We start from the raw sequence: 16,590 nt of genomic DNA, 5'->3' as shown, positions 1-16,590 counted from the left end.
AGCCTTTTTGATATATTTGTCTTTTATACTTTCTCAATCAATGTTAAAATATATAAAAAGCAGGTTATGAGGTGAAAAGGTGAAGATTGCATATTTAGGTCCCATTGGCTCATATTCATATGAAGCTGCAAATAGGTTTTTCGCAGAAGAACAAGAGAAAAATCTTGTAGCATGCGACACAATAGATGATGTGTTTGAGACCATTGAAGAAGAGAGGGCTGATTTTGGAGTTGTTCCTGTTGAAAACTCCATTGAAGGAAGTGTCTCAACAACCCTTGATTATCTTTTAAAATCTAAGGTTTATATAGTAAAAGAAATAGTTTTGAAGGTAGAACATTATCTTTGCGCAAGAGAAGAGACAAAACAAATTTTAACAATTGCCTCACACCCGCAGGCGTTTTCTCAGTGCCATGACTATTTGAGAAAGAATTTCAAAGAAGCAAAATTGATACAGGTTAGCAGTACCTCATATGCTGCAAGGATGTGCGCAGGCGGTGAGGTGGACGCTGCAATCTGTTCTTTATTTGCAGCACAGCAGAATAACCTCAAAGTTTTGGCTGGACCAATAAACCACGACAATAATTACACCAGATTTTTTGTTATAAGCAAGAATCCTAACTTTGAAAAGGGAGAGAAAAACAAGACTTCAATTATCTTTTCAACCTATGACAAGCCAGGAAGTCTTTATAAAATTTTAGCTATTTTTAATCTTTATGATTTGAATTTGACAAAGATAGAATCACGACCGGCAAAGACTAATCTTGGTGAGTATGTGTTTTTTGTTGATATAGAAGGGTTTGTGGATGATGAAGATGTGAGTGATGCGCTAAAGGTGGTTCAACGAAAATCTACATTTTTTAAGCTTTTAGGCTCTTATTCTGTTGTTTGTCCAGATTCGGATAATAAAAATTAGTGGATGGATGTGGATGGAGTATGAACAATAAATTGCTAAAAGAAGGGCTTATATCAATAGTTACTGGAGTTTTTCAGATGGTTTTGTTTTTACTTCAGTTTAATCCCATTTTGGCTTTGGTAGGTTTTCCTCTTTATGTTGTAGCAGTAAAAGAGAATTTTGTAAAAAGGATGGCTATATCATATGCCATTTCTGCTCTGATTATTATGATTATTGGTAAATCTCCAATTAATTTGCTTTTTCTCTTGATTACATTTATCTTGCCCATATGCGTATTTTTGCTTTTGCGCGTTTCAAGAACTATTGTTATGGATTTTGCAACGTTCACCGCTGGATTTTTGCTCTACCAGGTGCTTGTTATAAAAGCTATAAAGATTCTTTATAAGATAGATATAATTGCTCAGCTTCTCTCTATTTTAAAAGACATGTTTGAAGGTTATTTTAAAATGGTTGGTGATGACAAGCTCTCAGACAAGCTGGTCGAATTTTTGAAACTTTTGATGCCTGGATTTGTAATTGTTGAGGCAATCACATTAGCACTTGTGGGATATTATATTACTAAATTTGTAGCAAACAAAGTTGGAATTCAAAAGGAATTTTTACCTTTTTCAAAGCTATTTATGCCCAAAGAAGTGACGGTTGGAGTTGTGGTATTCTTTATTCTTTCTCTATTTTTGACAAGCATAAATGCACTTTATGTTGTTGTGAGCAACATGACAATAATTCTTTCGTGGCTTTTATTTATTCAAGCACTTTCTTTGATATATGCAGTGATAGCCGAGAAGATTTTTTCGCCTTTTATTAGAGGCTGGCTTTTTGCAGTTTTGATCATATTCAGTATGCAATTTTTAATTTTAATGATATTTATAGGTTTTCTGGACCTTATATTTGATTTTAAAAAACGCAAACCAAAGAGGGTGGAATTGTGAAAGATAAAAAGTCTCACTTTAGATTTGATTTTTCTGTGTCGCAAGCAGGTTTTATACTTTCTTTACTTTTTGATTTTATAATTCTATATTTTGATATCAAGATTGGCTTGATTTGTCTTTCACTGATTGTTCTGCTTGCCATTTACAATTTGAGGCTCAACAGAAAAAAGAACAAACAGCTTTTAGAATATATAGAAACTCTCACTCTTAACATAGACACAGCATCAAAAGATACACTCTTGAAGTTTCCATTTCCAATTCTTATTTCAGAGTACAATGGGGATATAATATGGTACAATCACAAATTCCTAAATACAGTAAAGAACAAGAAATTGATAGGCAAAAATCTCAAAGATGAGCTTCCTGATCTTTATTCAGCCGTTTTAGAAGGGAAAAGCAAGGTTGAGAAATTTGAGTATGAAGGTAATTTTTTTGATGTTTTGATAACCATTGTTGAGGTAGAGGAAGGCAAAAACGAAAAGAGGTTTTTGAACCTGTTTTACTTTGTTGATGTTACTGATTTTGTTCTTCTTCAAAAGAAATATGAAATACAAAATGTTGTTTTTGGTTATTTGACCATTGACAACTATGAAGATGTTCTGAATTCAGCACCGGAGGTATCTAAATCTTCTATTGTTTCTGAGATAGAGAAACGTATTACTGATTGGTTTTACAATCAAATAAGGTCAGATGTGTTTTTAATGAAGTATGAACGGGACAAGTACTTTTTTATATGCAATAAAGAAGCCTTTTACAAGATGCAGGAAAGAAGATTTAATATTTTAGAGCAGATAAAGGAAGTGAATCTGTACAATAAGATAATTCCTACCATAAGCTGCGGTATAGGTATAAGGCAAGATTCTATATTCCAGGCACAAAAGGATGCAAAAACGGCTCTTGACATGGCGCTAAGCCGTGGCGGTGACCAGTTTGTAATATTCTACGGCGGCAAGTTTGAATTTTTTGGTGGTAAAACAAAAGAACATGAAAAACGCTCAAAAGTGCGCTCACGTGTTATGGCACAGACAATAAAAGAGATTGTGAAACATTCTGATAAGATATTTATTATTGGTCATCAGTACTTTGACCTTGACTGTTTGGGTGCAGCTGTGGGTTTGAGCAAGTTGTGCCTAAATTTGGGCAAGGAAGTGTACATTGTAATTAATTCCTACAATCCTACAATTAAAAACTTTCTTCAGATGCTACTTGATGACCCTCAATACCAGAATATAATAATTGACCAGCAGAAAGCTTTGAAGATGAAAACAAAAACCTCTCTTTTGTTTGTGGTAGACACTCAAAGAGCAAGTTACATCGATATGCCGCAGATGATTTTGGAGTTTGAAAAGATAATCGTAATTGACCATCATAGAAGACCTGCCGACTGGATAGAACAGGCTCTCATTTGCTATTCAGAAACATACGCTTCATCTGTATCTGAACTTGTTGCAGAGCTTTTGAGCTATGAAGGGATAAAGCTGAAAAAATTTGAGGCAGAGATACTTTTAGCGGGTATAATGATTGACACAAGAGGATTTACAAAAAATGTTGGTGTAAGGACTTTTGAGGTTGCAACATATCTTAGAGAAAATGATGCAATGCCGGAAGCTATTAAAGAATACTTGAAAGAAGACTTGGAAAGCTACATTTTAAAAAGTCAGCTCATTTCCAATTTGCAAATTGTATATGATAATATCGCCCTTGTGGTTGATTATTCACAAGTGTGCCGGGATAATGTTATAATAGCAAAGGTGGCAGATGAGCTTTTGAACATAAAAGGGATTGACGCTTCATTTGTTGTGTGCAAAATAGAAAACAGTGTGCTAATAAGCGGTCGGTCAAATGGCAAGATAAATGTTCAGGTTATATTAGAAAAAATTGGTGGTGGAGGTCACTTAGAAACAGCAGGAGCAAGACTTGAAAATAGAAGCATTGAAGATGCAAAAGAGGTTCTTTTAAAAGCCATCCAAGAGTATATTAATGAAAACAGAAACTTCTAATTAAAGCAAAAAGGAGTGGGTATTCTAACATGAAGGTTGTGCTTTTACAGGATGTAAAAGGACTTGGAAAGAAAGATTCAGTAGTTGAAGTAAACGATGGGTATGCCAGAAACTATTTGATTCCACGAAAACTTGCAGTGCCTGCAACAGAAGGTTTAGAAAAGCATATAAAAGAAAAGAAAGAGGCTGAACAAAAAAAGAAGGAAAAAGAGCTGCAAGCTGCAAAGAATTTGGCAAGTAAGCTTGAAAAGAGTCAGATTATTATAAAAGCAAAAGCAGGTGAAAATGGAAAACTTTTTGGTTCTATAACAAACAAAGAGATTGCCGAAGAGATAAAAAAGCAGCTTGGGTTTGACATTGACAAGAAGAAAATAGAACTTGACGACCCAATAAAGCTTATTGGGAGCTATGATGTTGTTATTAGACTATATCAGGGAGTTGTGGCAAAGCTTAAAGTTCATGTGACAGCAAGCTGATTGTTATGAGGAAGTGAGAGAAAGATGGAGCCCGACATTGTTCAAAATCAAGAAAGAATACCCGAAAGCCGCGAAGCAGAAGAAGCGGTTGTGGGGGCAATGCTTTTGAGCCGCGAGGTAATTTCTGATGTTACTGAGATTTTGACAGAAGAGGATTTTGCAACACCACAGCTTAAAGAGATTTTTGCTGCTATTATGGACCTTTTTGAAGAGGGCAAGCCGGTAGATGTCATAACTGTGGCTGAAAGACTGAGAGAGAGAGGAACATTTGATGCAGTTGGAGGAAGTGAGTATCTGACAAACCTTGTGATAAATACTCCGACAACTGCAAATGCTACATATTATGCAAAGATTGTTGAAGAAAAGTCTCTTTTGCGAAAACTCATAAACTCTTCAATGAAGATTATTGAAAAGTGCAAGAGCCAGACAGAAAGAGTTGAAGACATTGTTGATTTTGCTGAAAAGACAATCTTCAATGTGATTTCTCACAAAAATTCAAAAGATTTTTCTCATTTAAAAGAGATATTAATTGAAACATACAACAAGATAGAGGAACTGTATCTCAGAAAATCACATATCATAGGTGTGCCCACAGGATTTGCTGAGTTTGACAGAATGACAGCAGGTCTTCAGCCATCAGACCTGATACTTATTGCAGCAAGACCTGCAATGGGCAAGACAAGTTTTGCGCTAAATATTGTCCAGCACGCAGCTTTGAGAGCAGGTGTGCCTGTTGCTATTTTCAGTCTTGAGATGTCAAAAGAACAGCTTGTAACCCGTATGATTTGCTCAGAAGCAATGATAGACAGCCATAAGCTTAGAACTGGCAACTTAGAGGATGAAGAGTGGAAAAAGTTTGCAAAGGCTTTGGCACTTTTGTCAAATGCTCCAATTTATATTGACGATACACCTGCCATAACAGTTAGCGAGATGAGGGCAAAGTGTAGAAGGCTCAAGCTCAAAGAAAAAGGTCTTGGTCTTGTGATGGTTGACTATTTGCAGCTTATGACTGCTCGCGGTAGGTTTGAAAGCAAACAACAGGAGATTGCCGAGATTTCAAGGTCATTAAAAGCCTTGGCAAGAGAGCTCAATGTTCCAGTGCTTGCTCTTTCACAGCTGTCCCGTGCACCTGAAACAAGGGCTGACCACAGACCAATTCTCTCTGACCTTCGTGAAAGTGGGGCTATTGAGCAGGATGCTGACATTGTTGCGTTTTTGTACAGGGATGAGTATTACAATCCTGACACCGATAAAAAACACATAGCAGAGCTTATAATTGCAAAGCACAGAAATGGACCTACTGGCACAATTGAGCTCCTTTTCTTGGACAAACATACAAAGTTCAAAGATTTGGAGAAAAATAGATAAGTAAAATAACTATGAATCGAAAAAGGGTGTGATGCTATTGTCAATTATCAAAGATTATTCTTTGTGGGAAGATGGGCTCAAAAAAATTAACTGGGCAAGAAGGTTTATGCCTATCTTAAATCAGATAAGAAAAGAATATGAAGACAAAAAACCGCTTAAAGGCTTGAACATAGCAATTTCTGTTCATCTTGAGGCAAAGACAGCAAACCTTGCTCTGCTTTTGAAAGACTTAGGTAGCAATGTTTTTGTCACAGGATCGAATCCTTTATCTACTCAGGATGATGTTGCAAGCGCTCTTGTTCATGAGGGCATTGAAGTATTTGCGATAAGAGGTGTGGATACATCCGAATATTTTAATCATCTTGAGAAAACTCTTGAAAATGATATAGACCTTATAATTGACGACGGAGGAGATTTGACATATCTTCTTCACACAAAGCATCAAGATTTGGCGAGCAGAATAATTGGTGGCTGTGAAGAGACAACAACAGGTGTAATAAGGCTCAGAGCGCTTGAAAGGGAAGGAAAACTCAAATTCCCTATGATTGCAGTCAACAATGCTTTTTGCAAACATCTTTTTGACAATCGTATTGGAACTGGTCAGTCTACTTGGGATGGGATAATGAGAACCACGAATATAACAGTTGCAGGCAAGTATGTGGTTGTTGCGGGATATGGTTTTTGCGGCAAGGGAATTGCAAAAAGAGCTAAAGGGCTTGGTGCAAAAGTGATAGTTAGCGAGGTTGACCCAATCAAGGCTTTAGAAGCATACATGGACGGATTTGAGGTAATGAAGATGCAAGATGCTGCAAAGATTGGGGATATATTTGTTACTGTAACAGGGTGCAAGGATGTAATAAGGTATGAACATATTTTGCAAATGAAAGATGGAGCAATCTTGTGTAATAGTGGGCATTTTAATGTTGAGATTGATATAGCTACGCTTGAGAAAAAGGCAGTCAAAAAGTACGAAGCAAGAAAGAATATCCAGGGATATGTTCTTGAAAATGGCAAAGAGGTTTTTGTAATAGCAGAGGGAAGGCTTGTCAACCTTGCCGCAGCAGATGGGCACCCAATTGAGATTATGGATATGTCATTTGCTATTCAAGCACTGTCAAGTATATACGTTGTCCAAAATCATAAACAATTGGAAAAGAAAGTATATAATGTTCCAGAGGAGATTGACAAATTTGTTGCCGAAGTTAAATTAAGGTCCCTTGGGATTGAAATAGACAAGCTCACACCTGAGCAGGAAAAATACCTTAAAAGTTGGGAAGTGTAAGTAAAATGGATATATTAATTAAAAATGCTACAATTATTACTTGTAATGCACAAAATGAGGTTCTAAAGGGTGATATTCTTATCAAGAGTGGCAGGATTGCAAGGATAGCAGAAAATATAGAGCTATCTATTTATGAGCAAAGTTCTGTTAAAGTCATTGAAGGAAAAGATTTAATAGCCATACCGGGACTTATAAATGCACATACACACTGCGGTCAGACAATTTTGCGTTCTTTTGCGGACGATTTGCCTTTGTATGAGTGGTTATTTGAAAAGATTTTCCCGGCAGAAGAAAAGCTCACAAAAGAGATGATTTATTTTTCTTCTCTTCTTGGTATTGCAGAGATGCTCAAAAACGGCACAACAATGTTTTTTGACATGTATTTTCATGAAGATATGACTGCTAAGGCTGTGCAGCAAGCAGGTATAAAGGCAGTTTTATCACGAGGGCTTCAGACAGATGAAAAAGAGGATATTAGGCTTGATGAGACAAAAGAGCTGATTTATAATTATTCAAGTGACAAGATAAAAGTATTTTTCGGCCCACATTCCATTTATACATGTTCATATGTGCTTTTAGAAAAGGTTGCACAGCTTGCACAGGAGTTTAAAACAGGGGTGATGATACATCTTAGTGAGTCAGAAAATGAAGTCAATGAGTGTTACGAAAAACATGACATGTCACCTGTAAAACTTTGTAGTCGGGCAGGGCTTTTTGATACAATTTGTATAGCAGCACACTGCGTGTATGTCGATGATGAGGATATCGAAATTATGGCAGAGAAAAATGTATCTTGTGTTTACAACCCGACAAGCAATCTCAAGCTTGGCAATGGCTTTGCACCTGTGCAAAATATGATAAAGTCTGGTGTAAATGTTGCCATTGGTACAGATTCGGCAGCAAGCAACAACAACTTGAATATGCTTGAAGAGATGCACATTGCCTCTTTGCTTGAAAAGGGAATGTACAGGTTATCAGATATTTTGAAGGCAGAACAGATTCTAAAGATGGCAACAGTAAATGCAGCCATGGCAGCAGGTATCTACAACACGGGTGTTCTTCACGAAGGTTTTTGCGCTGATATAGTGCTGCTGAAAGCAAATGATTTTAACATGCTGCCATGTTATAATCCAATTTCTAATGTTGTTTACAGTAGCAATCCTTCGAATGTGTATGCTACAATAGTGGATGGTCAGATCCTTTACATGGATGGGAAGCTTTTTACAATTGATGAAGAGGCTCTTGTAAAAGAGATAAAGAGCATAGAGAAGTTTTTGAAAGAGAGTATTTAGAAATTTTTTTAAAGCCATGAAAGGAAGGACAAGAATTGCAGTATAAAAAGGCAACAAAAATAGCATTGCAGCTTTTTGTTGTAACAGTCTTTACAAAACTGATAGGATTCATAAGAGAGGTAGCATTTGGTGCAAGGTTTGGTACAAGCGTAAAGGCAGATGCTTTCCCCCTTGCACTGCAGCTTCCGAACATCCTTTTTGCTTCTATTTTTGCTGCTTTTTCAACCTCATTTATACCGTTTTACACAGATATACGTGAAAAAAAAGGCGAGGATGAGGGAATAAAATTTACAAACAGTGTGATAAATACATTGCTTCTTGCATCAAGCATTGTTGCAATCTTTGGCTTTATCTTCTCAAAACAGCTAATTCAACTTCAAGTGCACCAAAGTAAAGAACTCCAGATAATGTATGCGTCAAGAATTTTGAAAATCACAATCTTTATGATAATATTTACAAGTTCAGCAAACATACTTCAGGGCTTTTTGCAGGCAAACGGGAACTTTACAAAGCCGGTACTATCAAGCATTCCTTTTAATCTCTCAATTTTTATCGCAATATTTTTGTCATACTTTGAACCGTTCAAGAAATTTGATATATATATAGTGGCGGTAGGATTTGTTGTCGGGTATTTTTGGAGTTTGGTTTACCAGCTTAATAATTCAAAGAAATATGGCTTTAAATTTTATCCTGTGGTCGGGCTGAAGGATGAAAACATAAAAAAGATGATAAAATTTTCTTTCCCGGTTTTCATAAGCAGTAGCATGGCTCAGCTTTACACATTCATTGACAGATACCTTCTGACAGGGACGTCAACCGGTGCTGTTGCGGCTGTTGCATATGCAGGGAAGCTGAACGATGTGGTGGTTGGAGTTTTTTCATCCTCAATTTCTGTTTTAGCTTTTTCAACCCTCTCTAATCTGCAGGCAAAAGGAGATAAAGAGAATTTTAGAAAGTTCTTTGTCTCTGCTGTAAACTCAATTATTCTGATAATGATGCCGTTTGCCATAGGTGGAATAATTCTATCAAAGGAGATAACAAGACTCATTTACCAGCGAGGAAATTTTACCATTGAGTCTACCTTGCTGACAGCCTCACCACTTATGTTTTACTGTTTGGGTTTTGTAGGCCTTGGTCTTAGGGATATGTTAAACAGGACTTTGTATGTTTTGAAGGATTCAAAAACAGCTGTAAAAAACGGTGTTATTGCTATTGTTTGTAATATTATACTTGACATAATATTTATTCATAAGTTCAAGCACACCGGTGCTGCTATGGCATTTGCTTCGGCGAACTACATTGCAGCAGTTTTGTTGTTTATTTCTCTTAGGAAAAAACTTGGTTCAATTGGCTGGAAAAGGATTGCAGGTGTGTTTGTAAAGGCGCTTGTTGCAAGCTTGGTAATGGGTGTCTTTGTATATGCATTTAAACAAAAATTTATTTATTTAACAATGCCATTTAAATACTTTGCCATTTATACCTCGGCAAGTATTTTGCTTGGAATGGGAATATATGCAGGGCTTATATACCTTTTGAAGGTAGAAGAAGTAGGTTTGATTGTTAAAATGGTAAGAGAAAAATTTGGAATTTGAAAAACTACGGAAAGGGGAAGAAGCGTCAAAATGGATATCGAACATCAATTAAAGGTTTTTAAGAAAGGTGCTGCTGAGATAATTACAGAAGAGGAGCTTGTTGAAAAACTAAAGCAGGATAGACCCTTAAACATAAAACTTGGCCTTGACCCGAACGTGCCAGACGTTCATCTTGGGCATGCTGTTGTTTTAAGGAAACTTAAACAGCTTCAGGATTTAGGACATAACATAATATTGATAATTGGTGATTTTACGGCAATGATTGGTGACCCGACAGGGAAATCTGAGACAAGAAAACAGCTTACAAAAGAAGAGGTCCAAAAAAATGCAGAGCCATTCAAACAGCAGGTTTTAAAGATTCTTGACCCGCAAAAGACCACAATAAGACATAACAGTGAATGGCTTGAACCCATGAACTTTTTGGATGTAATAAACCTTGCATCAAAATACACAGTTGCAAGAATGCTTGAAAGAGAGACATTTAGGCAGAGAATGGAAAAGAACTTGCCACTCTCAATACATGAGTTTTTCTACCCGCTTATGCAGGGGTATGACTCTGTTGTTATAGAGGCCGATGTTGAGCTTGGCGCAACCGAGCAAAAATTCAATATATTGATGGGAAGGACGCTGCAAAAGGAGTATGGATGCAAAACAATCCAAGTTGCGCTTTTGATGCCAATATTAGTTGGTACAGATGGTGTTAACAAGATGAGCAAGAGCCTTGGAAACTATATTGGAATAAATGAACCGCCCAATGTAATGTATGGGAAAGTGATGTCAATCCCTGATGAGATTATGATTTCGTACTATGAACTAACAACCGATTTAGAACCTGAGGAGATTGAAGAGATAAAAAGAAAGCTTGAAGAAGGAACTTTGCATCCAAGAGATGCAAAGATGAGACTTGCAAGAGAGATTGTAAAGCTTTACCATGGCGAAGAGGCAGCTCTAAAGGCCGAAGAGGAGTTCATAAGAGTGTTTCAGAAAAAAGATGTTCCAGATGATATTCCAGAGGTTGAGCTTGCAAATGTGAAGGTTTATCTTCCAAGGTTTATGGTAGAAAATAAACTTTGCTCCTCTACAAGCGAGGGTATGAGACTTATTAAAAGCGGTGGAGTAAAACTGAACGGGCAAAAGGTTTCTGAGCTTGACATAGAATTTAAAGACGGAGATGTGCTTCAGGTAGGAAAACTTAAATTTGTAAAGATAAAGCTTTTGTGAGGGCAAATCCTTCACAAAGGCTATTTTTTTTAGGCATTAAATTGACTCTTGGTCAATATATATGATAAAATAGGCTGTGTAAAAACTCAGAAGAGGTGAGGTGTGTGAAATCAGTTATAAGGCGTCCTTGGCTGAACGTGATTGTATGGGCAGTTGTGACACTTGCTTTTATCATCACAATGCCGGATATAAACAAGATAGTTCGTTTAAAAGGTGAACCAAAGATTGGTGAAAATTACCCGTCTCAGGTTGCGGCAGCAATTGAAAAGGAGTATCAAGGGTACTCTAAAGACAAAAAACTTTCGACAGTGGCAGTTGTGTTCTATAGCAAAAATGGCTTTTCAAATGATGATATTGCTGCTGTAAGAAGAATAATTGATGCTCTTGACAGCCAAAAAGAAAAGTACCATATTCTTGACATCTCAACCCATTTTAAAAATCCTGAACTTAAAAGCTATTATGTTTCCTCAAACAACAAGGTAATACTTGCAAGTCTCCATGTCGACAAGTCAAAAAAGGAAATTATTGAAATAAGAGATGAGATTTATGAACTCATAGATTCATTTGAAAAGCCTCGAAATCTTGAGGTTTACCTCACAGGTGGGGATTTGATAACACAGGATTTTATCAAGGCATCTCAAGACGGTGTGAGAAAAACAGATGCTATCACTATTTTATTTATCATCATAGTGCTGGTGCTTGTTTTCCGCTCACCTGTAACTCCTATTGTATCTATTTTAACTGTAGGTGTATCATTTTTGGTCTCTCTTAGCATTGTTGGACATCTTGCAGACAAATTTAATTTTCCAATAAGCACATTTACAAGGACATTCATTGTTGTATCCCTTTTTGGAATTGGCACAGACTACAACTTGCTTATAATTTCAAGGTTCAGAGAAGAGCTTGCAAACGGCAAAAATGTTGACGATGCAATTTTGACAACTTACAAAACAGCAGGGAAAACGGTTATATTTAGCTGTCTTACAGTATTTGCAGGATTTTCAGCTTTTGCGGCAGCGACATTTAACTTTTTCAAGGCAATGACAGCAATTGCAATAAGCGTACTTGTGCTCTTGCTTGTGCTTTTGACCTTGGTTCCAGCAGTGCTAAAAATATTTGGGAAAAACCTTCTCTGGCCGTTTAATAAAGAGATAAAACACACTTATAGCAGGCTGTGGGAGAGTGCTGCTCATCTTTCAACCAAATATCCGTATGTTGTATTGACAACTGTAGCGATACTTTGTATACCTTTTCTTCTTTCAGTCCGTGGTGATTTGTCGTTTAACACTTTAAATGAGCTTTCGGAAAAGTATAAGTCGGTAAAAGGGTTTAACCTTATTTCTCAAAACTTTAGTGTGGGAAAGACATTTCCTGTGACAATTTATTTAAAGTCTGATAGTAACTTAGCAACATCAGATTCGCTTTCAAGCATTGAAAAGATATCTGACATTTTGAGTAGGCAAAAAGGTATAAAAGAGGTCTACTCTGTAACAAGGCCGCAAGGAAAAGTTATAGAAGAATTTACTTTATCAAAGCAGGCTGATACAGTCATAAAAGGAGTTGACAGTCTGAAGGATGGGCTTTTGAAGGTAAATGCGGCAATTGAAAAAATAAATAAAAACTTGAACGTATCTGCGGAAGAATTTGATGTGCAAAAGCTAATTTCGGGTCTTTCTCAGCTTGAAAATGGACTTTACAATGTAAAGACAGCTCTTGAGAAGTTAAATGATGGTTTTGAGAAGGGCTTGGATGGTTCAAAAAAGGTTTACAGCGGACTTGCTGAGCTTTCTAAAGGTAGCAGTCAGCTATCTAAAGGGTTTAAAGAGTTTTACAGCCAGTATACAAAGTCTATAAATGGTGTAAAGCAAAAGATAGAAGGGTTTGATTTTAACCAGGTTGAACTTCTTGTAACGAGTATCAAGGCTGTAAATCAAAATTTAAAAGCACTTTCAAACAAGTACCCAGAACTTTCTAAGGATATTAACTATCTTATGGCTGCAGAGATTGTCTCAAGAATTGAAAATGAGAGCAACATGCTAATCTCAAAAGTAAAAGAGTTTTCTTCTGAATATGAAAAGATTTCAGGTAAAATGTCTGAGGCCGATAAGGCTTTGAGGCTCATTTCATCTTCAATAGATGCTATTTCAGCTGCTTCAGAAAAGCTTGCCACAGCCCAGGGCAAAATTGTGGATGGGTATGTGCAAATTGACAACGGACAAAAACAGCTTATCTCAGGCACACAGCTAATGTATTCAAAACTAAAAGAGTTTGGCAGTCAAAAAGATCAAATTTTAAAAAAGGTAGATGAGCTTCAAACTGGACTTTCAAGTTTGAAATCTGGACTTTTGCAAATCTCAAGTGCTCTAAATAAAATGGCAAATTCTTTGCAAAGCTTTAAAAGCTACTTTGAAGGGTACAAAACAACAAACATCTTCTATGTTCCACCAGAGGCTCTCAAAAGCAGCAGTTTTAAAAAGGCTTTGGATTCTTACATGGATAAAAGCAGAACGATTACCAAGATTATTCTTATACTTGACACAAACCCATATACAAACAAAGCAATCGATATTGTTGACAGTGTAGAAAAAGTTTTGAAAAACACTTTAGAGTTTGTAGACACAAAATTTACCGCAGTTGGCGTTGGAGGAATATCATCAAGCAACAATGATTTGAGAAGCATTTATTTTAAGGATTTCAAGTCTTTGAGACTTATAATGATAATAAGCATTTTGATTTTAATGTTCCTTATCTCAAGGTCAATTTTCAATGCTGCGGCAATGGTAATAATAGTTTTTGTAGACTACTACCTTGCACTCTCTATAACAGAGATGATTTTCAAAGGTATTTTCAAGTATGAAGCACTCAACTGGGCAGTGCCATTTTTCACCTTTGTTGTGTTCTTAGCTCTGGGTATAGACTACAGCGTATTTTTACTGATAAGGTTTTACGAATATAGAAATTTAGAGCTTTCAGAAGCGCTCAAGCTTACCTCAGCAAACATTGGGCATGTTGTAACATCAGCGGTGATAATTTTAGCCGGCACATTTGCGGCAATGCTGCCATCAGGGATTTTAACGCTTATGCAGGTTTCAATCTGCGTTGTGATAGGCCTTGTTTTGCTTGCGTTTTTCCTTCTGCCGTTTTTGTATAATAGTTTGATGAGGATAAAAAGGGATGTAATCTAAGAAGCATCTTTGAAAAAATTAGGAAGCTGCTTCCAAGAAAGGGGGCAGCTTTTTTTATTGTGAGGCAATGAAAGAAAATTAGAGAAATTTAAAGATATATGAAGAAAGAGATGGTTTTATAGGTAAAAATGGCTGATAATAAGCTAAAAAAAACGGGTTTGACATAATGAAAATATTGTAATAAAATTCAAGCAGAATATTACAAATAAGCAATATAGCAATTTATTTACGAATTAATAATAATTACAATTAAAGAAAACAAATTGAACAAGCTAATTAGGATATATTATCAGTTTATAAAAATATATGCCAATTAACTATTATGTATGCTAATATACAGCATCAACCTCTTTGTGTCCGAAAATTGGGGTTAACGCATTTTCATATAGTCCAATACTTCCTTTTGGAAAAGCATGTGATTATATTTGGCAATATGAAGATATAGTAAGACTTTCTGAAGAAGATAAATATGTTAAAGAAAAATATGGACATATTATTCCATATATTCAACTTAAGGAATTTAATAGAGAATATATTAATAGAAATTGTGGAGTAAGTTGGAAATATATTGTTATAGATCCTCAATTTTACGTGCGTCCATGTGTAATGGCTGATCCTAAAAAGATATTATGGTAAAATAGAACCATATTCACCCTTATTATTTTTTGAATTTTGGAAAGAAAAATTAAGCAAGTGGGCAAATCTTAATAGTGCTCAAAAAGAGATTTGCAATGAATGCAGCTTTCTAAATTTTTGTATTCCTTGTCCATTGCGTGTTAGAAAGCTTTTTGAGAAAGGTTTTATAGATAAAGTGAAATGTGCCTGGTATAGTACTAATGATAGTAACATTTTTTAATTTTTTTTGAATGATTACAATCAATAATAACAGTAACAGAAACGAAATTGTTTATTTCAATAGCAAGATTTAGATGGATTGAGAAATTATACAAAAATGTATATCGAAAGGGAAGATGAAAATGATGAAATATTATATATACATATACTTTATTTTAGGTTTTTATGGTTATTTAAGATTTGCTTACATGATTTTGAGAGGAAAAAGCATCATAAAAAAAGCTTTTTATTACACAAATTCAAACAGAGATAAGTTATGGATTGTTGATATAATAATAGGGGTTTCAGCACTGTTAATATCTTTTACTTATATAGCTCATAAAAATTTTAATAAATATCTGTTAACAATAGGTATGTTATATGGTTTAGTGTTAATAATAAGAGGTTTAAAATCTCTTTTCATAAGAAATCCTAATAATTTTATTTTGAGAAAGCTTTCTAACTATGTGGCAAATTCCTATATAATATTTTCTATCTGGCTTTTATCTGCTGTGATCGAGATGAATGGGATAGAAGGTGGTACAATAGTAATAATAGGTTTATATTTTGCAACTTATTATGTTTTATGGAAGATAATATAATTTACATATATTGCAACAATAAACAAAATAATAGCAAAAATAAAGAAAAAATAAGAAATTGGGGGGTAACAAAATTTAAAATGAAAGCAATAGAGATTAAAAAATTAAAAAAGAGCATCAATGGTAAGCTGATTCTCAAAGAAATAAACCTAAACATTTATGAAGGAGAAATTTATAGTTTATTGGGGCCAAATGGAGCTGGTAAAACTACTACAATTTATACTTTGTTAGGGCTACTTAAAAAGGATGATGGAGAGATAAAAATTTTTGGTGAAGAACTTTCGAAAAAACATTTTAAAGAAATAGGGCTTATGTTTGAAATAGAAACTTATAATTTAGAGTGGTCTGTTATAGATAATTTGAAGCATATGTGTTATTTGTTTGGAGTAGATGAACATAGAATATATGATTATGTTGAAATGTTAGACTTAAAAAGGGAAGATTTTCGTAAAAAATTCAAGCAACTTTCAAAAGGAACAAAGAGAAAAATTTCTTTAATTGGTGCTTTAATACATGATCCTAAAATACTTATTCTGGATGAACCTACATCTGGGTTAGATCCGGAAATTCAAGTAGTTTTTAAAAAGCTGTTGCTTGATTTAAAAAAGAGAGGTAAAACTGTACTTTTTGTTTCTCACAATTTATATGAGGTACAGGAAATTAGTGATAGAATTGGATTTATAAAAAGCGGTGAAACAATTTTCGAAATACCTGTTTCAGAAAAGTTTTATTTGGTAGAAGGAGATTATCCTGAATTTCAAACCTATAGAGTGAAAAACAGCAAATTATATGTTTTTGATGAGAAAATGTTTCTAAAGATTAAACCAAAGAATTATCAGATGATAGAAAAATTAGAAGATTTATATGCAAAATTTATAGAAGGGAGGGTTAGTTAA

13 protein-coding genes are annotated in these 16,590 nt (G+C 35.2%); all 13 read left to right on the top strand.

Features of this window, described 5'->3' with window-relative positions; genetic code table 11:
* Window positions 1–79 precede the first annotated feature (79 nt).
* The 13 genes from pheA to CALHY_RS09095 all read left to right on the top strand — a co-directional run bounded on the left by pheA (window position 80) and on the right by CALHY_RS09095 (window position 16,590).
* A complete protein-coding gene (gene pheA / locus CALHY_RS09155) occupies window positions 80–913 on the top strand; it encodes a prephenate dehydratase (RefSeq protein ID WP_013403678.1) in 834 nt (277 codons plus the stop codon).
* A 20-nt stretch (window positions 914–933) separates the two neighbouring features.
* A complete protein-coding gene (locus CALHY_RS09150; RefSeq protein WP_013403677.1) occupies window positions 934–1,842 on the top strand; it encodes a DUF2232 domain-containing protein in 909 nt (302 codons plus the stop codon).
* Entirely contained in the window at window positions 1,839–3,842 is a 2,004-nt protein-coding gene (locus CALHY_RS09145; RefSeq protein ID WP_013403676.1) for a DHH family phosphoesterase, read from the top strand. Before CALHY_RS09150 ends, CALHY_RS09145 begins: the two co-directional genes overlap by 4 nt.
* 29 nt (window positions 3,843–3,871) lie before the next feature.
* On the top strand, window positions 3,872–4,318 hold the full coding sequence (gene rplI, locus CALHY_RS09140) for a 50S ribosomal protein L9 (protein WP_013403675.1): 447 nt from the start codon (window positions 3,872–3,874) through the stop codon (window positions 4,316–4,318).
* Window positions 4,319–4,342: 24 nt separating this feature from the next.
* Window positions 4,343–5,686, top strand: a complete 1,344-nt coding sequence (dnaB, locus tag CALHY_RS09135; protein ID WP_013403674.1) for a replicative DNA helicase — start codon at window positions 4,343–4,345, stop codon at window positions 5,684–5,686.
* A gap of 31 nt (window positions 5,687–5,717) precedes the next feature.
* A complete protein-coding gene (locus CALHY_RS09130) occupies window positions 5,718–6,968 on the top strand; it encodes an adenosylhomocysteinase (RefSeq protein WP_013403673.1) in 1,251 nt (416 codons plus the stop codon).
* A 5-nt stretch (window positions 6,969–6,973) separates the two neighbouring features.
* Window positions 6,974–8,260 carry an amidohydrolase gene (locus CALHY_RS09125; protein ID WP_013403672.1) on the top strand — a complete coding sequence of 429 codons (1,287 nt, stop codon included), beginning with the start codon at window positions 6,974–6,976 and terminating at the stop codon, window positions 8,258–8,260.
* A 35-nt stretch (window positions 8,261–8,295) separates the two neighbouring features.
* Complete coding sequence (gene murJ, locus CALHY_RS09120; protein WP_013403671.1) at window positions 8,296–9,852, top strand: murein biosynthesis integral membrane protein MurJ; 1,557 nt, start codon at window positions 8,296–8,298, stop codon at window positions 9,850–9,852.
* Between the two features lie 30 nt (window positions 9,853–9,882).
* Window positions 9,883–11,073, top strand: coding sequence for a tyrosine--tRNA ligase (gene tyrS / locus CALHY_RS09115; RefSeq protein WP_013403670.1), 1,191 nt, complete (start codon window positions 9,883–9,885; stop codon window positions 11,071–11,073).
* Window positions 11,074–11,177: 104 nt separating this feature from the next.
* Window positions 11,178–14,258 carry an MMPL family transporter gene (locus CALHY_RS09110; RefSeq protein WP_013403669.1) on the top strand — a complete coding sequence of 1,027 codons (3,081 nt, stop codon included), beginning with the start codon at window positions 11,178–11,180 and terminating at the stop codon, window positions 14,256–14,258.
* Between the two features lie 351 nt (window positions 14,259–14,609).
* Complete coding sequence (locus CALHY_RS09105; RefSeq protein WP_013403668.1) at window positions 14,610–14,894, top strand: hypothetical protein; 285 nt, start codon at window positions 14,610–14,612, stop codon at window positions 14,892–14,894.
* Between the two features lie 344 nt (window positions 14,895–15,238).
* On the top strand, window positions 15,239–15,694 hold the full coding sequence (locus tag CALHY_RS09100; protein ID WP_148222346.1) for a hypothetical protein: 456 nt from the start codon (window positions 15,239–15,241) through the stop codon (window positions 15,692–15,694).
* Between the two features lie 80 nt (window positions 15,695–15,774).
* A complete protein-coding gene (locus CALHY_RS09095) occupies window positions 15,775–16,590 on the top strand; it encodes an ABC transporter ATP-binding protein (protein WP_041723172.1) in 816 nt (271 codons plus the stop codon).

Origin of the sequence: Caldicellulosiruptor hydrothermalis 108 (genome assembly GCF_000166355.1) — a bacterium.
Classification (GTDB): domain Bacteria; phylum Bacillota; class Thermoanaerobacteria; order Caldicellulosiruptorales; family Caldicellulosiruptoraceae; genus Caldicellulosiruptor; species Caldicellulosiruptor hydrothermalis.
Note: the sequence above shows the minus strand (reverse complement) of the source record. Positions and strands in the feature narration are given on the sequence as shown.